We start from the raw sequence: 20676 nt of genomic DNA, 5'->3' as shown, positions 1-20676 counted from the left end.
GGGGTAGCCTCGTGGCTTGAGGTGCTAACAGTCAGGTATGCAAACGCGCCGGCGAGCCGGCCAGAATCGAGTCAGGCGCGCCAACGCCAGCGGGCCAGGGCCTTGATGACTTTCATCCAGAGTTTGCGAGTGACCACCACGATGGCGTTTCCAGAAGGGGATTGAGCAACGTCGGGCAACGTTATCTCAGCGGCTGGATCCAGGCAACCGGGAATTAGCTTGCGCAGATCGTCGATCACCAGCGCTGGCGATTCTTCGGCAATCGGCCGGCCATGGTTGTAGCCATAACTGAGGGCGACGCACTTGACCCCCGCTGCTTTCGCCGCCTGCACGTCGCTGCGCGAGTCGCCGACAAACAATGATTGCGAGGCCGGGATGTTGGCCATTTTCATCACAAAGAACAGCGCAGCCGGGTCAGGTTTCTGCTGCGGCAAGGTATCGCCGCCGATGATCCATTTGAAGTAGCGGCCGATTTTCATCTGATCCAGCAGCGGCGCGACGAAGCGCTCCGGCTTGTTGGTGATCAGCGCCATTTCCACGCCCTGCTTGTTCAGCCACTTCAGGGTGTCGCGCACACCGGGGTACACCACCGTCAGATCATGGCTCTGGCTGTAAGCCTCCATGAAAATCTCCAGCGCGCCCTCGGCCTCACCGTCATCGACGGTCGAATGGTCGATGCCACCGGCCAGCGCACGGCGAACCAGCACCGGCGCGCCGTTGCCGACCCACTCGCGCACCGACTCGATGCCGGCCGGCTCACGCCCCAGCTTGAGCAACATGTTATCCACAGCCGCCGCGAGGTCAGGGACTGAATCGATCAGCGTGCCATCCAGATCGAACATCACCAGCCGCGGCAAACGCCCCGGGAACAGCTGCTCAAAGCCACTCATGGACGAGCCAACGCCAGTTCGGAACGCATCTTTTCAATCACCTCTTGGTAATTCGGTGCATTGAAGATCGCCGAGCCGGCGACGAAGGTGTCCGCGCCCGCCGCCGCGATTTCACGAATGTTGTTCACGTTGACGCCACCGTCGATTTCCAGGCGAATGTCACGGCCGGACGCATCGATCAGCGCGCGCGCTTCACGCAGCTTGTCGAGGGTGCCGGGAATGAACTTCTGCCCGCCGAAGCCCGGGTTGACGCTCATCAGCAGGATCATGTCGACCTTGTCCATCACGTACTTGAGCACATCCAGCGGCGTCGCCGGGTTGAACACCAGGCCCGACTTGCAACCGCCTTCGCGGATCAACTGCAGGGAGCGGTCGACGTGCTGCGTGGCTTCCGGGTGGAAGGTGATGTAGGTAGCACCCGCTTCGATGAAGTCGCCGACGATGCGATCCACCGGGCTGACCATCAAGTGTGCATCGATAGGCGCGGTCACGCCGTACTTGCGCAGCGCAGCGCAGACCATCGGGCCGATGGTCAGGTTCGGCACGTAGTGGTTGTCCATGACATCGAAGTGCACGAAGTCGGCGCCAGCGGCCAGGACGTTGTCCACTTCTTCACCCAGGCGGGCGAAGTCGGCGGAGAGGATCGATGGAGCAATGACGAAGGGCTGCATGACGCACCTTTTTTGAACAGAATCACGATGGCGCGCATTGTATACCTCATGCTTTGGCGCGCGCACCGTGACCGCGATGATTGGGCCAGCCCCTAGTAAGCCGCGCGGTAGATCTTCTCGATATCAATCGCGCTCAATTTGCGTGGATTGTTGCGCATCAAGCGCTCAATCCCTGCCGCTTCCACGGCCATCGCCGGAATTGCATCCTCGGGAACGCCAAAGCTGCGCAGGCCCAGCGGAATTTCCACGGCGGCGCACAGTTCGGTCATCGCTTCCACGGCTTTGTCGGCCGCGTCAGTGGCGCTCAGATGAGCGGTCTTCACGCCCATGGCCTCGGCAATATCCTGCATGCGCTCGACGCAGGCCATCTTGTTCCAGGTCATGACATAAGGCAGGAGCAAGGCATTGCTCACGCCGTGGGCGATATTGAACCGCCCGCCCAGCGGATACGCCAACGCATGCACCGCGCCAACACCGGCATTGCCGAATGCCATGCCGGCCATCAGGCTGGCGGTGGCCATGTCTTCGCGGGCTTGCAGGTTGGACGGGTTGGCGTACGCCTTGGGCAGTGCCTTGGCGATCAGCTTGATCGCGCCGATGGCCAGCGCGTCGGTAATCGGCGAGGCGTTGAGTGACAGGTAGGATTCAATGGCATGCACCAATGCGTCGACGCCACTGGCGGCGGTGACACTGCGCGGGCAAGTCAGGGTCATTTGCGGGCTGACCAGCGCGACGTCCGGTAATAGATAGTCGCTGACGATGCCTTTTTTCAGCTGCGCGACCTTGTCGGAGAGGATGGCAACGTTGGTCACTTCCGATCCGGTACCGGCCGTGGTCGGGATGGCGATCAGCGGCGGACCTTTGCGCGGCACCTGATCGACGCCGAACAAATCCTCCAGCGCGCCGTGGTAACCGGCGTAGGCCGCGACACTTTTGGCAATGTCGATGGCGCTGCCGCCGCCAAGGCCAATCAGACCGTCGTGCCCGCCTTCGCGATAAACCCGCATGCAGTCTTCGACGATGGCGATTTCCGGGTCTGGCAATACACGATCGAAGATTTCGTAGGTTCGATCGCCCAACTGCGCCAGCGCCAGCTCGACCGTACCGGATTTGACTAGGGCGGCGTCGGTGACGATCAGCGGGTTGTCGATGTCCAGGCGGTTCAGTTCAGCGGCCAGTTGCTCGATGGCTCCAGCGCCGGTGATCAGTTTGTGAGCGATTTTGAAAGAGGAAAGACTCATGCGCGCAGCCTCTTATAAATAGGGGAGCTGGGCACAAGAGTAGCTGGGGATTGGGGTTTGTCTGCTATTCAGCCTGTGAATGACCGAGCCCCGACTGCCGATCGTTCCCACGCGGAGCGTGGGAACGATCATTGTGGGGGGATCAGACCTGGGCGGTGCGCAGTTTCTCGCTGCGGCCACGCAGCCATTCCAGGGTCAGCAGCAGGATCACCGAGAAAGCGATCAGCAGCGTTGCTGCGGCGGCGATGGTCGGGCTGAGGTTTTCGCGGATGCCGCTGAACATCTGCCGAGGCAAGGTCGCTTGTTCAGGACCTGCGAGGAACAGCGTCACTACCACTTCATCGAACGACGTTGCAAAGGCAAACAGCGCACCCGAGATCACGCCTGGCGCAATCAGCGGCAACGTCACCCGGCGGAACGCCGTCAGTGGCGAAGCACCGAGGCTGGCGGCGGCGCGCACCAGGTTCTGGTTAAAGCCCTGCAACGTGGCCGACACGGTGATGATCACGAACGGCACACCCAGCACCGCATGCACCACGATCAACGAGAAGAAGCTGTTGCCCAACCCCAGCGGGGCAAAAAACAGATAACTCGCCACACCGATGATCACCACAGGCACCACCATCGGCGAAATCACCAGCGCCATGACCAGCGCTTTGCCGGGGAAGTCGCCACGGGTCAGGCCGATCGCCGCCAGCGTACCGAAGACCATCGCCAGCACCGTCGCCGCCGGGGCGACGATGATGCTGTTCTTCAGCGAGCGCATCCATTCGGCCGAAGCGAAGAAGTCCTGATACCAGTGCAGCGAAAAACCTTGCAGCGGGTACACCAGGAAGCTGCCGGAGTTGAACGACAGCGGAATGATCACTAGCACCGGCAGAATCAGGAACAGCAGAACCAGGCCGCAGAGAATCCGCAAGCTGTAGAACCACACCCGTTCAATGGGCGACATATAAGGACTCAGCATTTCATTCTCCCCTTAGCTCAGGCGCAGGCGACTGGCGCCCACCAGCCAGCTGTAAATCAGATAAAGCACCACAGTCGCCAACAGCAGCAGCCCACCGAGTGCGGTCGCCATGCCCCAGTTGATACTGGTGTTGGTGTAGAAAGCGACGAAGTAACTGACCATCTGATCGTTCGGGCTGCCCAGCAACGCCGGGGTGATGTAGTAGCCAATCGCGAGGATGAACACCAACAGGCAACCGGCGCCGACACCGGCATAGGTCTGCGGGAAGTACACCCGCCAGAAGCTGGCGAACGGGTGGCAACCGAGGGAAATCGCGGCGCGCATGTAGGTCGGCGAGATGCCTTTCATCACGCTGTAGATTGGCAGAATCATGAACGGCAGCAGGATGTGCACCATGGAGATGTAAACCCCGGTGCGGTTGAACACCAGCTCCAGCGGCTTATCGATGATGCCCATCGCCATCAGGCCGCTGTTGATCAAGCCCCCCGATTGCAGCAACACGATCCACGCGGCGACTCGCACCAGGATCGATGTCCAGAACGGCAGCAGCACCAGAATCATCAGCAGGTTGCTTTGGCGCGATGGCAGGTTCGCCAGCAAGTAGGCCAGCGGATACGCCAGCAGCAGGCAGATGCCGGTGATGATCAAACCCATCCAGAAGGTACGGGCGAAGATGTCGAGGTAAATCGCCTGATCGGGCGTGGCCGGGGCCAGTTCACCGAGGTCGTCGATGCGGTGATCGACGGCCGCCAGCAGGTAGTACGGAGTGATATTGCTTGTGTTTCGGCGTACCGCTTGCCAGTAGGCCGGGTCGCCCCAGCGCTCGTCGAGACCTTCGAGTGCTTCTTTATAAGAGGCCGGTTCAGTGGCGAACGGCAAGGCGCGTGCGGTTTTGGTCAGCAGGCTGCGGTAGCCGGCCAACTCCATGTTCAAGCGCTTGGACAGATCGCCCAGGGTCTGATTCTTGCGGGCTTCGGCGAGGTCTTCGCTGGCTGCTTTGTAAACCGGTTCAGCGGGCAGGCCGCGGCCATCCCAACTGGCGATGGCCGCCACAGTGCGCGGCATGCCGCCGACCACTTCCGGGTTACCAACGCTTTTGTAGAGCAGCGCCACGATGGGCACCAGGAACACCAGCAACAGAAACAGCACCAAGGGCGCAATCAAGGCCTGTGCCTTCCAGCGGTTGATCCGCTCGGCGTGCTTGAGCCGCTGCTTCAAGGTGGGGTCAGCGCCCGCGTTCAGGGGAATGGCGGTGGCCATGGCGTACTCCGGAAATCTTTGATCGTTACAGAGGCATACAAACAACCTGTGGGAGCGAGCTTGCTCGCGATGGGGGCATTCCATCCGACATCGATGTTGACTGCCCCACTGCTATCGCGAGCAAGCTCGCTCCCACAAGGATTGCGGTGTTCAAACCACAGGGTCGTGCTTACTTCGCAGCCCAGGAATTGAAGCGCTGCTCCAGTTGCTCGCCGTTGTCAGCCCAGAAGCTGACGTCGATCTGCACCTGGTTGGCGATGTTTTCCGGGGTGGTCGGCATGTCTTTCAGGACATCCTTGGCCAGCAACGGTACGGCTTGGGTGTTGGCCGGGCCGTAAGCGATGTTTTCCGAGTAGGTCTTCTGCTGCTGCGGCGCCACCGAGAAGGCGATGAATTTCTTCGCAGCTTCAGCGCGTGCCTTGTCCAGACCTTTCGGGATTGCCCATGCGTCGAAGTCGTAGATGCCGCCATTCCACACGACTTTCAGGTTGCTTTCTTTCTGCACGGCAGCGATCCGGCCGTTGTAGGCCGAGCTCATGACCACGTCACCGGAAGCGAGGTATTGCGGCGGTTGTGCGCCGGCTTCCCACCACTGGATGTTTGGCTTGAGTTCATCGAGTTTCTTGAACGCGCGGTCCTGACCGTCTTTGCCAGCCAGCACTTTGTAGACGTCTTTAGGCGCGACGCCGTCGGCCATCAAAGCGAATTCCAGGGTGTACTTGGCGCCTTTGCGCAGGCCACGTTTACCCGGGAATTTCTTGGTGTCCCAGAAATCAACCCAGCTGGTCGGTGCGGAAGCCAGTTTGTCGGCGTTGTAGGCCAGCACGGTCGACCACACGAAGAAACCCACGCCGCACGGCTGAATAGCGCCTTTGACGTAGTCTTCGGATTTGCCGAACAACTTCGGATCCAGCTGCTCGAACATGTCTTCGTCGCAACCACGGGACAGTTCTGGCGATTCAACTTCTACCAGGTCCCAGGACACGCTCTTGGTGTCGACCATGGCTTTGACCTTGGCCATCTCGCCGTTGTATTCGCCCGCCACGATCTTGCCGTTGCCTGCCGCTTCCCACGGTGCGTAGAACGCTTTGGCCTGCGCGGCCTTGTTCGCCCCGCCAAAGGACACCACGGTCAGGTCCGGACCCGCCGCCATCGCGTGTGCCGCACCGATCATGCCCATGACCAAAGCGGTTAATTTCAGGGATCTCAACATTTATTGTTCTCTCCACGTGCAGGTTGGTGTTGGTGTAGCCGGGGCGATTAATGCGCCTCTAGAAGTGGGTCGAGCGCGCGAACGTGTTCGACCTGCCAGCCAAGCGGTACCACGTCACCGACGGCAAGCGCAGGATCGAGCTCGGCAATCGGTTGTTTCACAAAGAAGTCGGTCTTGCCGCAGACTTCCAGACGAACCCGGACGTGGTCGCCCAGATAGATGAATTCCTCCACCCGCCCGGAGAAGCGATTGACGCAGGACTCGCTCGAACCATTGAGGCTCACGCGTTCCGGGCGGATCGACAGCGTGACCGGCTCGCCGGTCTTGCCGACATTGACCGCCAGCGCTTCAACTTTTTCACCGCGACCGAGTTCAACGATGCAACGGTCGCCCGTCTGGCTGTGCAAGCGCCCGTTAAGACGGTTGTTCTCGCCGATGAAGTTGGCGACGAAGGTGTTCTTTGGCTCTTCATAGAGGGTGCGCGGTGGGGCGATCTGCTGGATTTCGCCCTGATGGAACACCGCCACGCGGTCGGACATGGTCAAGGCTTCGCCCTGGTCGTGGGTCACGTAGACCACGGTCACGCCGAGACGCTGGTGCAGGTGCTTGATCTCCATCTGCATGTGTTCGCGCAGTTGTTTGTCGAGTGCGCCGAGCGGTTCGTCCATCAGCACCAGTTGCGGTTCGAACACCAACGCACGGGCCAGGGCCACACGCTGTTGCTGACCGCCGGACAGTTGGGCGGGATAACGCTGGGCGAAGGTGTCGAGCTGCACCATGCTCAAGACACGCTTGACCCGGTCACTGACGTCGCTCTTGTTCAAGCCGCGCACGGTCAGCGGGAATGCAAGGTTCTCGGCCACGGTCATGTGGGGGAACAAGGCGTAATTCTGGAACACCATGCCGATGTCGCGTTTGTGCGGTGGCACATTGTTGATGGCGCGCCCGGCCAGCAGGATTTCGCCAGCGGTCGGTGTTTCAAAACCGGCGAGCATCATCAGGCTGGTGGTCTTGCCGGAACCGGACGGCCCGAGCAAGGTGAGGAATTCGCCTTTGCGAATATCCAGGTTGAGGTCTTTGACGATCAGGTTCTCGCCGTCGTAGCTCTTCTGCACTCCACGAAAGCTGACCAGAATGTCATTGGCCCCTGTACTTGAATCGACCTGGCTCATACCCACACCTTTGTTATTGATGACTGCTGTGGACTAAGCCTAGTGGACGCTGGGATGCGCGCAAATCGGGGCGCAGGAGAGAATCGCCTCAGCCGTTTGGAAGGTTGGGGGTAGGGATTGCCCTACAAGGATGGCGGGATTGGATAGGTGCAGCGGTGGTTTGAAGCTAAAAGCCACAAGAATTGGCAGAAGTATTGATTGAGGCTGTCGCAAATGGGTATGTCACCGCTGTCCTGTGGGAGCGAGCTTGCTCGCGATTGCGGTGTGCCAGTAGGTACATACCTTGAATGTTCCTCCGTCATCGCGGGCAAGCCCGCTCCCACAGTGAACGGTGGTGTGTCTTAGAGAAGTTTGTGTTCCATCGCGTATTTCACCAGTTCCGCCAGGGAGGTGATGTTGAGCTTCTGCATCAGGCGCGCCTTGTGGGTGCTGATGGTCTTGCTGCTCAGGGCCAGTTGCTGGGCGATGTCGTTGACGTTAGCGCCCTGGGCCAAGCGCTCGAATACTGAAAACTCGCGTTCCGACAATAAGGCGTGCAACGGTCGCGAATCGGTCAGGCCGACTTCGAAGACCATCCGGTCAGCCAGGTCCGGGTCGATGTAACGCCCGCCCGCCGCGACTTTGCGGATCGCGGTCAGCAGCAGTGCCGGATCGCTGTCCTTGGTCGCATAACCCGCAGCGCCAACCTTCAGCGCCCTGGCGGCCATTTGCGCTTCATCGTGCATCGACAGCACCAGGATCGCCGGGGGATTGTTTAGCGCGCGAATCCGTGGAATCGCCTCCAGGCCATTGACCCCGGGCATCGAGATGTCCAGCAACACCACCTCGCAGGGCACATGACGCAAGGTTTCGAGCAGTTGTTCACCATTGCTCGCCTCCCCCACCACCAGCAAATCCTTGGCCAGGCCAATCAGCTGCTTGATGCCCTCACGGACGATGGTGTGGTCTTCGGCTACCAGTACACGGATCACGTTCTTCTCCATTGTTCTTATGTCAGAGCCAAGATCTATCGTCGCAACACCGCCCGCAAAGCCCGCCCCCGTATTGGATCTGCAGCGTTCACAAATTCCTGTGGTAGCGGCGGTGCGACGATTCGACTTGCCCGCGATAGCGTCAGTACAGACACCACAAAAATTCAGGTTGCTTCCACCGGCACCCGCACACTCAACGTTGTGCCCTCCCCCGGCTCACTTTCAAGCGACAGTTCCCCGCCCATGATCAACACCCGTTCGCGCATGCCTACCACGCCAAAGGACGTTGGCCGGCCAGTAGCCGGAACAAATCCTACGCCATCATCGCTGACGGTCAGGCACAACTCATCGCCTTCAAGGGTCAGCGTCAGCTCAACAGTATGCGCCTGGGCATGGCGCATGACATTGGTCAGTGCTTCCTGAAGGATCCGGAACAGGCCAATCGCCTTGGCATCACTGAGCACCGGCAGGTTTTCCGGCACCTGCACCAGGCACGGAATCTGCGTGCGCGCCTCGAATCGCCGGGCCTGCCACTCAATGGCCGAGGCGATCCCGGCATCGAGAATCGGTGGCCGGAGCGCCGTCGCCACATCACGCACCAACTGGAACAGCTGAGCGATCAAGCGTTTCATACTGTTCAATCGTTCATTCAGACCAGGGTCGAGCTGGGCGTAGGCCAGTTCGCACATGGACGTTTCCAGTTTAAGCACGGTCAGCATCTGACCCAACTCGTCGTGAACTTCCCTTGCGATGCGAGCCTTTTCCTCCTCCCGCACGCTCTCCAGGTGAGCCGACAATTCACGCAGTTGCTCGCGGGAGCTGGCCAGTTCCAGTTCGATGCGCTTGCTCTCGCTGATGTCCCAGACAATCCCGTCCCAGACATAGGCGCCATCCTCGAGCCGGCGGGTAATCGCCTTGATCTCGGCCCAACGCTGTTCGCCGGAACGCGTGAGAATCCGCCCCTGCCACGACCAGTCACTGTCGGTGTCCAGTGCATGATCCTGGGTCTGGTGATAGCTGGCCTTGTCGTCCGGATGTACCAGGCTGCGCAGGCCTTTGTCGCGATGCGCCAGGGTCGCCGGCGAATAACCGACCAGGCTCTCGCTGCCTTCACTGATGTAGGCAAAGTCGATCTGACCTGTCACCGGCGCCCGCTCCAGGCGAAAGACCAGTCCCGGAACGTTGGCGGCAATCCCCTGCAACCGTGCCTCACTTTCCTGCAAGGCGGCCAGGGCGCGACGCCGTTCAGTGACGTCATTGAGGTAGACCACCAGGTATTCGCCGTCGCGAAAGCGCAGGAAACTCAACGAAACATCGGTCGGCAGGATGCTGCCATCGGCCCGCACGCAGTTGGTTTCGAAGCTTTGTGGCCCTTCTTCACTGGCGCGCGCACGCTTCCACAGGTTCAGCCAACGGTCCATATGCAAACCGGGTTCGAAGTCGATCAGCGGCCGATCAATGATCCCGCCCGCCGGGTAGCCAAGCATGGTTTCGGCGGCTCGGTTGGCATAGCGCACGTGGCTGTCCCAATTGACCCAGAGGATGCCGACGGTGCTCTGGTCGATGGAAAACTGCGTCAGGCGCAACGCCTCTTCACTGGCCTCACGCTGGGCAATGTCTTCGCGTGCCGCCAACAGGCGCTGCTCCAGGCTGTGCTGCTGGCGACGCTGCCAGATCACGATGGCCATGCTGGTCAGCATCAACACCGCCATCAGCAGGCAGAGGTTTTGCCAGAATCCCGGTGATTCGGTCAAACGCGGGTACTTGGGTTGCAGCCATTGGTTATGCAGTTGTTCCAGGTCTTTGGCCGGAATCGCCCGTAGCGCGCTTTCGACGATGCCGGCCAACTCCGGCAAGTCCCGGCGCGTGGCCACGCGCAGCAATTGCGGCAAACCGATGTCCCCCACCACGACCAGCCCGGCGAACTCGGGCTCAATCGACAAACGCCCCAACTGCGCCTCATCGACAATCGCGTAACCGGCCTGCTGACTCAGTAACAGCTGCAACGCCTGGCGGTCGATCGGTACGCCTTGCAGGTTCAGATGTGGATAGTTGCTGCGCAGATAATCTGCCGTGGCGCTTGGCATGCGCACGGCAACGCGGATTCGGCTGTCGAGTTTTTCCAGTTCCACCACGCCAGCGCTTTTCTGGTCACTGACCACCAGTTGCGGCACGCGCATGTAGGGGTCGGTGAATTGCCAGAGCCTCAGACTGGCGGGGGTTTGGGTCAACCCCGGGGCGATGTCGATTTCACCCTCGCGCGCGGCAGCTTCCAATTGTTCAAGGTCGGGGAAATTGCGCCAGCTCAGCTCGACCTTGAGCGCTTTGGCCAGCCATTTCATCAACTCGACGTTAACCCCGGACAACCGCTGCAAACGGCGATCGTATTGCGCATAAGGTGCCTGCAACACCAGCCCGACACGCAACTCGCCGTGCTCTGCCAGCCACTGTTGTTGCCGGGCCGACAAGGGCGCGACGTGCGCCGCTGGCGCGGAGGCCGCCCAACTGATCAAGGGAAACCACAAACAGCCGATAACCCACAGGCAGCGAAAACGCATCATTGAAGTCCCACACACTGACAAATACTGACCAACCCTTTAGGCTGCCGGAATAACTTCTGGCCTGGAATATCCGATGCCCCCTGTCTACCGCCTGGCACTGCCAGCATTGTGCCTGTCGCTGATCCTGCCTTGCGCCTTTTCTGTCGAAGCGGCTGACCCGGCACCTGTGGCTGCGGAAAAACCCGCAGAAGAAAAACCGGTCGAACGCCAGCCGCTGCTTGAGCGTAGTCAGGAAGAAGCGACAGCACTTGAGCGAAAAATCCCTGTTCAGGAACAGCAACAACTGCAAGCCGGTGCCGACACTTTCCTCGCGCTGTGGAAACCGGCCAATACCGCCGAGCCCAAAGGTGCGGTGATTATCATCCCGGGCGCCGGAGAAACCGTTGACTGGCCGCAAGTAATCGGTCCATTGCGGCGCAAATTACCTGACGCCCAGTGGAGCAGCCTGAGTATCACCCTGCCGGACCTGCAAAGCGATGCCATTGCGCCACGCGTCGTGGAAATGCCGCCAACGCTCAAGGCGCCGCAAACCGGCAGCAAGGACTCGACCACGACAGCCCCCATCGAGCAAGCGGCCGGCGGCGAAGCGGAAGTGGCCGACAAGGCCATCGCCGAAACCACCGAGGAACAAGCCAAGGCCGACGCCGAACGCATCTTCGCCCGTATCGATGCCGCCATTGCCTATGCAGAGCAACAGAGCGCTCGGCGCATTGTGGTGTTGGGTCATGGCACCGGCGCTTACTGGGCCGCGCGATATCTGAGCGAAAAGCAACCCGCGCAAGTGGAGAAGTTCGTGATGGTCGCGGTGCAGACGCCGGTGGCGGCGAAACCCGATCTGGTTGAGTTGACGCCGACGCTGAAGCTGCCGACGGCAGACATTTTCTATGTGGATAAACCACTGGATCGCAAGGCGGCGCTGGAGCGGATGCAGGCCAGCAAGCGCTTGAAGACTTCAGCGTTCAGCCAGGTATCGCTCAAGGCACTGCCCGGTAACGCCGCGGCGGAGCAAGAGCAATTGGTGCGTCGAGTGCGCGGCTGGCTGAATCCGCAGAAAGCGGCGGACTGATAGACCGCGTCCCCCTTATCGCGAGCAGGCTCGCTCCCACATTGGATTTTCGGTAAACACATCATTTGTGTTCGGCCTGGATCAAGTGTGGGAGCGAGCCTGCTCGCGATGGCGGTCTCACAGCCAGCGCATCGCCGCCGGTTAGCGAAAATCCCGTCGCTGGCGAATCAACGTGTAGGCGCTATGCAGTTCACGTGTCTTGTCAGTCGCTTCACGCACCTGCAACGCGGTCGCACCGCTGCCGGCAATCTTGTCCGGGTGATGGCGACTGAGCAGGCGTCGATAGGCACGCTTGATCTGCGCCGGCTCACTGGTCGCCGACACACCCAATAGCCGCAGTGCATCCTGATAAGTGAGGGTGGCGCTGACTTGCGGCCGCTTGTGCTGTTCATAGTCGGCCGCCAGTGCCTGCACCTGATGGTGCGTCCAGCCTAGCCATTTCCCCCACTGCGCAATCAGCTCGCGCTCGCGGTTTCCGGCACGGCCATCGGCCCAGACCATCCGCCAACAGGCACGCAACACACCTTCCGCCGCATGGGGCTGCGCACTCAATCGGCGCAGATACCCGCGTAACCGGTCATTGCCCGACTTGCCACGATTGAACGCGGCAATGGCACGTCGCTGCGCCGACTCGGTCATCTCCAACGAACGCATTTCCTGACGGGCCTGCTGGATATGGCCATCCACCACACGCCCATCGCTCTTGGCCAAGCGCCCCAGCAACACGAATAACAGCTCATCGTTGCGCAGCATCGGACGACCGCCGAGCTTTTCACGCAATTGTCCCCAGCTCTGCAAGTGCAAGCGCCGATCCAGTGCCTGCCCCAACAAAGCGCCGAGCATGGCCCCCGGAATACTGGCTATGGCAAAGCCCGCTCCGGCTCCAATCAGAGTCCCTGGCCACAGCATCTCAGCGTCTCGCTTCTATCAAGGATTCAACTTCGGCCAGACGCTCGTGCGTGCCGACATCCACCCAATGCCCTCGCAGGTGTTCGCCCGTGACCTGCCCATCGGCCATGGCCTTGCGCAGCAGCGGTGCGAGTTTGAAGGCGCCGGCCGAGCAACCGTCGAACAAGTGCGGATGCAGCACGGCAATGCCGCTGTAGGTCAGGGTCGCGGCGCCCGGTTGAGCGTCATGCACTTGCCCGTCAACCAGTGTGAAGTCGCCGGCGGGATGATGGAGCGGGTTATCCGCCAACACCAGGTGGGCCAGCCCGGCAATGGGTTGATGCAACACGCTGAAGTCGTAGTCGGTCCAGATGTCGCCGTTGACCACCACAAAGGCCTCGTCACCCAATAATGGCAACGCGCGGAAAATCCCGCCGCCGGTTTCCAGCGGCTCACCTTCTCGCGAGTACTCAATACGCATGCCGTATTGCGAACCGTCGCCCAGGTAGCTTTCGAGTTGTTGACCAAGCCAGGCGTGATTGATCACGACCTCGGTGAACCCGGCAATCGCCAGGGCCTTCAAGTGATACTCGATCAGGGGCACGCCGCCGGCACGAACCAGCGGCTTTGGCGTGGACAGGGTCAACGGGCGCATGCGCTCGCCTTTGCCGGCTGCCAGAATCATTGCCTTCATGCCGGGACTCCAGCGCGCAGACTCAGCAGCAACACATCCAGCTCAGCCAATTCAGGGCGGCGGGCTATCACTGCATCTATATAGGCAAAGAAGCGTGGCACATCAGCCAGGTAGCGGGGTTTGCCGTCGCGATGGCAGATGCGCGCGAAAATGCCGATCACTTTCAGGTGGCGCTGCACGCCCATCAGGTCGCTGGCCCGCAGGAAGTCTTCGAAATCAGGCTGCACGGGAATACCGAGCTCGCCCGCTTGCTGCCAGTAGTTTTCCAGCCAGCCGCGTACGCGTTCTTCTGGCCAGCTCAGGAAGGCATCCTTGAACAGGCAGGTCACATCGTAGGTCACCGGGCCATAGACCGCGTCCTGGAAATCCAGCACGCCAGGATTAGGCTCGCTGAGCATCAGGTTGCGCGGCATGTAGTCGCGGTGCACCAGCACTTTGGGCTGAGCCAGGGCGCTGTCGATCAACACATCGGTGACGTTCTGCCAGAGCATTTGTTGCGCTGCGTCGAACTCGATGCCCAGCTCGCGCTTCACGTACCACTCGGGGAACAATTCCAGCTCGCGACGCAACAGCGCCACGTCATAACTGGGCAGCGGCGCAACCATTGGCAACTGCTGAAAAGCCAGCAACGCATCAAGGGCGTCCTTGAACAAATCGTCGGCGTTTTCGCTGTCGATCACGTCCAGATACGTCTTGTTGCCCAGGTCATTGAGCAAAAGAAAACCGCGTTCGAGGTCTTCGGCATAAATTTTCGGCACATTTATTCCGGATTTCGCCAGCAAAAAAGCGATATCCACGAAGGGTTTGCAGTTTTCCTGGGGCGGTGGCGCGTCCATCACGACGAAACTTCTGCCGGCGCCTTCCCAACGGAAATAGCGCCGAAAACTCGCATCACTACTGGCCGCAGTCAACGTGGCCGGGGGTACAACGCCCCAATCCTGTTCTGCAAAAAGGACGGCCAACTGCTCATCGAGCCAAACTTTCAGGTGTTGCAAACGTACATCTTGGTCAGGCATTGCAAGGGTCTCCGACGGCGCTAGCCGTCAAGCGGGTCATGCTTTATTATCCAGCATCTTTTTCAGACCATCGAGAGGCGTGCGGCCCACACCGCGGGCAGATGGCACGCAGGAAGCCCGGACTAATAAGATGGCATTGAAATCCCCCGCGTTTCGTAAAAAATTTCCGTTGTTGGTTACCGGCAGTCTGCTGGCCCTGCAACCCCTAGCCACTTCATTCGTGGTCGCCGCGGAACAGTATGACTGCTCAGTCTCTGCTTCGGGCGCCTGGGCCTGTGCGCCAAAATCGCCAGCGGCGGCCTTGCCTCCGCGTCCCGTCCATGAGGGCAGCGCAGTTTCCGCCACGGGCGAAGCCTCGCCCGAAGGCGGCCCCCGTGAAGATACCGGCGCCAAGCCTGTGCTGGTTACCGAGGCCAAAGGCCGCGGCCTGAAGTCGCGTAGTGCAGACTACAGTCACCTCGATTGGGTTCCTCGTGAAAACCTCACGGCTGCGCAATTGGCCGAGACCGGTCCTTACTGCTCTGGTTCCTATATCGAACCGATTCGTCCTGGCATGAATGACACGACGAATAAAAGTGACGCCCCGACCTTTATCGGCGCCAAGGCTTCGCGCTATAACACCGAAGATCAGGTCGGCACGCTCGCCGGTGACGTCGTCATGCGCCAAGGCAGCATGCAGGTCGAAGCCGACGAGGCCAACCTTTACCAGGCCGAGAGCCGTGGCGAACTGAGCGGCAACGTCCGTATTCGCGACAACGGCGCGCTGCTTGTCGGCGACCATGCCGACGTGCAGCTCGACACCGGTGAAGCCAAGGTCGATAACGCCGAATACGTGATGCATAAATCCCGCATCCGCGGTAGCGCGCTGTACGCCAAACGGGCCGAAAACGCGATCATCCGTCTCAAGGACGGTACGTACACCACGTGCGAACCGAACAGCAACGCCTGGCAGCTCAAGGGCAACAACATCACCTTGAACCCGGCGACCGGCTTCGGTACCGCAACCAACGTGACATTGCGGGTCAAGGACATTCCAGTCCTGTACACGCCCTACATCTATTTCCCGATCGACGACCGTCGCCAGTCCGGCTTCCTGCCGCCGACCATCGGCGCGGGCAGCGATACCGGCTTCCTGCTGGTCACACCGTATTACTTCAACCTGGCACCGAACTACGACGCCACGTTGTACCCGCGTTACATGAGCAAGCACGGCCTGTTGATGGAAGGCGAGTTCCGCTACCTGACCAAGTCGAGCGAAGGTCAGTTTGGTGCCGCGTACCTCAACGACGAAGATACCGATCGCAGCAAGCAGACCGATTATCAGAAAAACCGCTACATGTATAACTGGCAGCACAAGGGCGGTCTGGATTCGCGGGTCTTAACGCAGGTCGATTACACCAAGATCAGCGATCCGTACTACTTCCAGGATCTGCAGACTGACCAGATTGGCGTGAAAAGCGCTGACTATGTAAACCAGCAGGGTTCCGTCACTTACCGTGGCGACAGCTATGTGGCCCGCCTCAATGCCCAGGCTTACGAGCTGGCAACCGTTTCCAACATCACGCCATATGATCGTCTGCCGCAGATCACCTTCAACGGTCAGTTGCCGGAGCATCCGGGCGGACTGGATTTCGCTTACGAAACTGAAATAGTGCGATTTGATCGTGACCTGAAAAATGGCACTTTCACTGATGCAAACGGCAATGTAAGTCCACGTCTGGACACCAACGTTCAAGGCCTGGCGCGCGCGACCGGCGATCGTCTGAATGTGGCCCCGGTTATCAGCTATCCGATGAATGCCACCTATGGTTTCCTGAAGCCATCCCTGAAGTACCAGTACACTCAGTACCAACTGGACCTGGACAGTATCGGCAAATCCCAGATTGCTGCGCAGAACGCAGAACAAGACCAGCTCAACGGTACATTCGGCAGCAACCAAAGCCGCGGCGTACCCATCGCCAGCATCGACAGCGGCCTGTACTTCGATCGCAATACCCAATGGTTCGGTAAAAACTATCGCCAGACCCTTGAGCCGCGCCTGTACTACCTCTATGTACCCGAGAAGGATCAGGAAAACATCCCTGTTTTCGACACCAGCGAGTACACCTTCAGCTACGCGTCGCTGTTCCGTGATAACCGATTCTCGGGCTCCGACCGTGTCGGCGACGAGAACAAGCTGTCCCTGGGCATCACCAACCGCTGGATTGAAGACGACGGTTTCGAGCGTCAACGGATCAGTGTCGGCCAGGCCATGTACTTCAAGAACCGTGAAGTCCAGCTGCCGGGTATCGATCCAAAAACCCGCGACGACGCGCATTCCAACGTTTCGCCGTATGCGCTGGAATACGAATACCGCTGGAACCACGATTGGCGCACCACCGCCGATTACAACTGGGATCCGGACAGCCGCAGCCCTCGCTCGGGTAGCGCGATGTTCCACTACCAGCCTGAAGACAACCCGAACAAGATCATCAACGCCGGCTATCGCTATCGCAATGACCAGGTTCGTTATGACCAGAACACCGGTAAGTGGTCCGTGGGTGGCGGTGACTACGGCACCCCTGGCCAGCCTGGCTTCGTGAAGGACTACTACAAAATCAAGCAGCACGACTTCTCGGTGATGTGGCCGATCGTGCCGCAATGGAACGCCATCAGCCGTTGGCAGTATGACTACAACCGCAACCGTACCCTGGAAGCCTTTGGTGGTTTCGAGTACGACAACTGCTGCTGGAAACTGCGCCTGATCAACCGTTACTGGGTTTCCTACGACGAATTCAGTCAGGAAGCTCCGCAAAACGAAAAAGGCGACCACGGCGTCTTCCTACAAATCGTTCTGAAAGGTCTCGGCGGCCTCACCGGCGCTAAAGTAGAGAGCTTCCTCGACAAAGGCATCCAAGGTTATCGTGAACGTGAAGACCAAGCTTTCTGATTGTCTGCGCCCGCTATTGCTGGGCGCGATGTTCCTGGGTACTGCGGCTAACGCCGCAGTGCAGTCCATCGATAAAGTGGTGGCCATTGTCGATAACGACGTGGTCATGCAGAGCCAACTGGACCAGCGTGTCCACGAAGTTCAGCAAACCATCGCCAAACGCGGTGCTGCGGCACCGCCTGCCAGTGTGCTGGATCAGCAAGTGCTGGAACGCCTTATCGTCGAAAACCTGCAATTGCAGATCGGCGAACGTTCTGGCATCCGCATTACCGATGAAGAACTGAACCAGGCCGTCGGCACCATTGCCCAGCGCAATAACATGTCGATTGATCAGTTCCGCGCCGCCCTGACTCACGACGGTCTGTCTTACGACGACGCCCGTGAACAGATTCGCCGCGAAATGATCATCAGCCGTGTGCGCCAGCGTCGTGTAGCCGAACGCATCCAGGTGTCCGAGCAGGAAGTGAAGAACTTCCTCGCTTCCGACCTCGGCAAGATGCAGCTGTCCGAAGAGTTTCGTCTGGCGAACATCCTGATTCCTACACCGGAAAGCGCCAACTCCGATGCGATTCAGAATGCGGCCAAACAAGCGGACGCGGTCTACCAGCAGCTTAAGCAAGGCGCTGACTTCGGTCAGTTGGCCATTGCCAAATCTGCCAGCGAAACTGCACTGGAAGGCGGCGATATGGGCTGGCGTAAAGCTGCTCAATTGCCACCGCCATTCGATCGCATGTTGAGCACCATGGCAGTCGGCGATATCACCCAACCCATGCGCACACCGGGCGGCTTCATCATCCTGAAGATCCTCGAAAAGCGTGGCGGTGCAACCCAGACACGCGATGAAGTGCACGTGCGTCATATCCTGGTCAAACCGAGTCCGATCCGCGACGAAGCAAAAACCAAGGCACTGGCCCAATCGCTCTACGCCCGTATCGAAGCCGGCGAAGACTTCGGCGAGTTGGCGAAAAGCTTCTCGGAAGATCCGGGTTCAGCCCTCAATGGCGGCGACCTGAACTGGGTCGACCCTAACGCGCTGGTGCCCGAGTTCCGCGAAGTAATGGCCAAGACCCCGCAAGGTCAGCTGTCCAAGCCATTCCAGACCCAATACGGCTGGCACGTTCTGGAAGTCCTTGGCCGTCGCGCCACCGACAGCACCACCCAGGCTCGTGAGCAGCAAGCAATGACCGTACTGCGCAACCGCAAATACGACGAAGAGCTGCAAACCTGGCTGCGTCAGATCCGTGACGAAGCTTATGTAGAGATCAAACTCCCTGGTGCAGACCAGGCAGCACAGTGAAACCCAAACGTTTCGCGCTGACACCCGGCGAACCGGCCGGCATAGGTCCCGACCTGTGCCTGCTGCTCGCCGCGCAAGCCCAGCCCCACCCCCTGATTGCCATTACCAGCCGTGACCTGCTCCTTGAGCGGGCCGCGCAGCTGGGCGTGGCTGTCGACTTGATTCCGGTGACGCCGGACAGTTGGCCGGACGCGCCGGCGCCTGCCAATAGCCTGTATGTCTGGGATACCCCCCTCAGTGCACCGGTCACTGCCGGGCAACTGGATAAGGCGAATGCCGCTTTCGTCCTGGAAACCCTTACCCGTGCGGGCCAAGGTTGCCTCGACGGGCATTTTGCCGGGATGATTACCGCCCCTGTGCACAAAGGTGTAATCAATGAATCCGGGATAGCTTTTTCCGGGCACACCGAGTTTCTCGCCGACCTGACCCATACCGCACAAGTGGTGATGATGCTCGCCACCCGCGGCTTGCGTGTGGCGCTGGTAACGACTCACCTGCCCCTTCGCGAGATTGCCGATGCGATCACGCCGGAGCGCCTGGAACGAGTCACGCGGATCCTGCACAGCGACCTGCAAGAAAAATTCGGCATCGCCCAGCCACGCATCCTGGTCTGCGGACTCAACCCGCATGCCGGTGAAGGCGGACACTTGGGCCATGAAGAAATCGATATCATCGAACCTACATTAGAGCGCCTGCGCGGCGAGGGCATGGACCTTCGTGGCCCCCTGCCCGCCGACACTCTGTTTACCCCCAAATATCTGGAGCACTGCGACGCGGTGCTGGCGATGTACCACGACCAGGGCCTGCCCGTACTGAAATACAAAGGTTTCGGCGCGGCAGTCAACGTGACCCTCGGCTTGCCGATCATCCGCACGTCAGTCGACCACGGCACCGCCCTGGACTTGGCCGGCAGCGGTAAAATCGATACCGGCAGCCTGCAAGTCGCCCTGGAAACTGCCTACCAGATGGCCGAGACCCGTTTATGACCGAGCATTACCAACACCGTGCGCGCAAGCGTTTCGGCCAGAACTTCCTGCACGATGCCGGCGTTATCGACCGCATCCTGCGCTCCATCCACGCCAAACCGGAAGACCGCCTGCTGGAAATCGGCCCGGGCCAGGGTGCGTTGACCCAAGGCCTGCTGGGCAGCGGCGCGCAACTGGACGTAGTGGAGCTGGACAAGGACCTGATCCCGATCCTGAATCAGCAGTTCGCCGGCAAGAGCAATTTCAACCTGCATCAAGGCGATGCGCTGAAGTTCGACTTCAACAGCCTGAATGCGGCACCGGGCAGCCTTCGGGTCGTCGGCAACCTGCCGTACAACATCTCGACGCCACTGATTTTTCACCTGCTGCATAACGCCAGCCTGATTCGCGACATGCACTTCATGCTGCAAAAGGAAGTGGTCCAGCGCATGGCGGCGGGACCTGGTGGCGGTGACTGGGGTCGCCTGTCGATCATGGTTCAGTACCATTGCCGGGTCGAGCACCTGTTCAACGTTGGCCCCGGTGCGTTCAATCCGCCACCGAAAGTCGACTCGGCCATCGTGCGCCTTGTGCCTCACACCGTGCTGCCGCACCCGGCAAAGGATCACAAACTGCTGGAGCGTGTGGTGCGTGAAGCCTTCAACCAGCGCCGCAAGACCCTGCGCAACACCCTCAAGTTGCTGCTGAGCAACGACGAGATCACCGCCGCCGGTGTCGACGGCAGTCTGCGCCCGGAGCAGCTCGACCTCGCCGCTTTCGTGCGCCTGGCCGACAAGCTCAGCGAACAAGTCTCGCTGGCGCCTGCCGCCGACTGACAGGCGATGAGCGTTATCGGGTGGGACGCCAGACGCGAT

General features: G+C 60.1%; 17 protein-coding genes. 5 read left to right on the top strand and 12 right to left on the bottom strand.

What is annotated here, in order from left to right:
* Positions 1-71: 71 nt before the first annotated feature.
* The 9 genes from ACM6I0_RS18790 to ACM6I0_RS18750 all read right to left on the bottom strand — a co-directional run bounded on the left by ACM6I0_RS18790 (position 72) and on the right by ACM6I0_RS18750 (position 10946).
* Positions 72-890 (bottom strand): phosphoglycolate phosphatase, encoded by an 819-nt coding sequence (locus ACM6I0_RS18790; RefSeq protein ID WP_285432596.1) that lies wholly within the window; start codon positions 888-890, stop codon positions 72-74.
* Positions 887-1561: a ribulose-phosphate 3-epimerase gene (gene rpe, locus ACM6I0_RS18785; protein WP_008035979.1), complete on the bottom strand. Its 675-nt coding sequence runs from the start codon at positions 1559-1561 to the stop codon at positions 887-889. Before rpe ends, ACM6I0_RS18790 begins: the two co-directional genes overlap by 4 nt.
* A 92-nt stretch (positions 1562-1653) precedes the next feature.
* On the bottom strand, positions 1654-2802 hold the full coding sequence (locus ACM6I0_RS18780) for an iron-containing alcohol dehydrogenase (protein WP_414922989.1): 1149 nt from the start codon (positions 2800-2802) through the stop codon (positions 1654-1656).
* Between the two features lie 142 nt (positions 2803-2944).
* Positions 2945-3769, bottom strand: coding sequence for an ABC transporter permease (locus tag ACM6I0_RS18775; RefSeq protein WP_090179144.1), 825 nt, complete (start codon positions 3767-3769; stop codon positions 2945-2947).
* 12 nt (positions 3770-3781) lie between these two features.
* On the bottom strand, positions 3782-5029 hold the full coding sequence (locus ACM6I0_RS18770) for an ABC transporter permease (RefSeq protein ID WP_414922988.1): 1248 nt from the start codon (positions 5027-5029) through the stop codon (positions 3782-3784).
* 169 nt (positions 5030-5198) lie between these two features.
* Positions 5199-6242: an ABC transporter substrate-binding protein gene (locus ACM6I0_RS18765; RefSeq protein WP_222588693.1), complete on the bottom strand. Its 1044-nt coding sequence runs from the start codon at positions 6240-6242 to the stop codon at positions 5199-5201.
* 47 nt (positions 6243-6289) lie between these two features.
* Positions 6290-7414, bottom strand: coding sequence for an ABC transporter ATP-binding protein (locus tag ACM6I0_RS18760; RefSeq protein WP_285432600.1), 1125 nt, complete (start codon positions 7412-7414; stop codon positions 6290-6292).
* A gap of 341 nt (positions 7415-7755) precedes the next feature.
* Positions 7756-8397 carry a response regulator transcription factor gene (locus tag ACM6I0_RS18755; protein WP_285432601.1) on the bottom strand — a complete coding sequence of 214 codons (642 nt, stop codon included), beginning with the start codon at positions 8395-8397 and terminating at the stop codon, positions 7756-7758.
* 152 nt (positions 8398-8549) lie between these two features.
* Positions 8550-10946: a PAS domain S-box protein gene (locus ACM6I0_RS18750; RefSeq protein WP_285432602.1), complete on the bottom strand. Its 2397-nt coding sequence runs from the start codon at positions 10944-10946 to the stop codon at positions 8550-8552.
* A gap of 73 nt (positions 10947-11019) precedes the next feature.
* Here ACM6I0_RS18750 and ACM6I0_RS18745 point away from each other — a divergent pair, with 73 nt between their 5' ends.
* A complete protein-coding gene (locus tag ACM6I0_RS18745) occupies positions 11020-12012 on the top strand; it encodes an alpha/beta hydrolase family protein (RefSeq protein WP_285432603.1) in 993 nt (330 codons plus the stop codon).
* A 141-nt stretch (positions 12013-12153) separates the two neighbouring features.
* Here ACM6I0_RS18745 and ACM6I0_RS18740 read toward each other — a convergent pair whose 3' ends face one another.
* Genes ACM6I0_RS18740 through ACM6I0_RS18730 form a run of 3 tightly spaced genes read right to left on the bottom strand, consistent with a single transcriptional unit; the run spans position 12154 to position 14610 of the window.
* Positions 12154-12921: a TerB family tellurite resistance protein gene (locus ACM6I0_RS18740; protein ID WP_414922987.1), complete on the bottom strand. Its 768-nt coding sequence runs from the start codon at positions 12919-12921 to the stop codon at positions 12154-12156.
* A 1-nt stretch (position 12922) separates the two neighbouring features.
* Entirely contained in the window at positions 12923-13594 is a 672-nt protein-coding gene (gene murU, locus ACM6I0_RS18735) for an N-acetylmuramate alpha-1-phosphate uridylyltransferase MurU (RefSeq protein WP_414922986.1), read from the bottom strand.
* Entirely contained in the window at positions 13591-14610 is a 1020-nt protein-coding gene (locus ACM6I0_RS18730) for an aminoglycoside phosphotransferase family protein (protein WP_285432607.1), read from the bottom strand. The genes murU and ACM6I0_RS18730 overlap by 4 nt, the downstream gene beginning before the upstream one ends.
* A gap of 130 nt (positions 14611-14740) precedes the next feature.
* Here ACM6I0_RS18730 and ACM6I0_RS18725 point away from each other — a divergent pair, with 130 nt between their 5' ends.
* Genes ACM6I0_RS18725 through rsmA form a run of 4 tightly spaced genes read left to right on the top strand, consistent with a single transcriptional unit; the run spans position 14741 to position 20637 of the window.
* The gene (locus ACM6I0_RS18725; RefSeq protein WP_285432609.1) at positions 14741-17539 is read left to right on the top strand and encodes an LPS-assembly protein LptD; all 2799 of its coding nucleotides are present in this window, start codon (positions 14741-14743) and stop codon (positions 17537-17539) included.
* The gene (gene surA, locus ACM6I0_RS18720) at positions 17520-18836 is read left to right on the top strand and encodes a peptidylprolyl isomerase SurA (protein WP_285432611.1); all 1317 of its coding nucleotides are present in this window, start codon (positions 17520-17522) and stop codon (positions 18834-18836) included. The genes ACM6I0_RS18725 and surA overlap by 20 nt, the downstream gene beginning before the upstream one ends.
* Positions 18833-19822, top strand: a complete 990-nt coding sequence (gene pdxA / locus ACM6I0_RS18715) for a 4-hydroxythreonine-4-phosphate dehydrogenase PdxA (protein ID WP_285432613.1) — start codon at positions 18833-18835, stop codon at positions 19820-19822. Before surA ends, pdxA begins: the two co-directional genes overlap by 4 nt.
* Positions 19819-20637: a 16S rRNA (adenine(1518)-N(6)/adenine(1519)-N(6))-dimethyltransferase RsmA gene (gene rsmA, locus ACM6I0_RS18710; protein ID WP_285432615.1), complete on the top strand. Its 819-nt coding sequence runs from the start codon at positions 19819-19821 to the stop codon at positions 20635-20637. Before pdxA ends, rsmA begins: the two co-directional genes overlap by 4 nt.
* The last annotated feature ends 39 nt before the right edge of the window (positions 20638-20676 follow it).

Source organism: Pseudomonas sp. IT-P294, assembly GCF_949767865.1.
GTDB lineage: Bacteria > Pseudomonadota > Gammaproteobacteria > Pseudomonadales > Pseudomonadaceae > Aquipseudomonas.
Note: the sequence above shows the minus strand (reverse complement) of the source record. Positions and strands in the feature narration are given on the sequence as shown.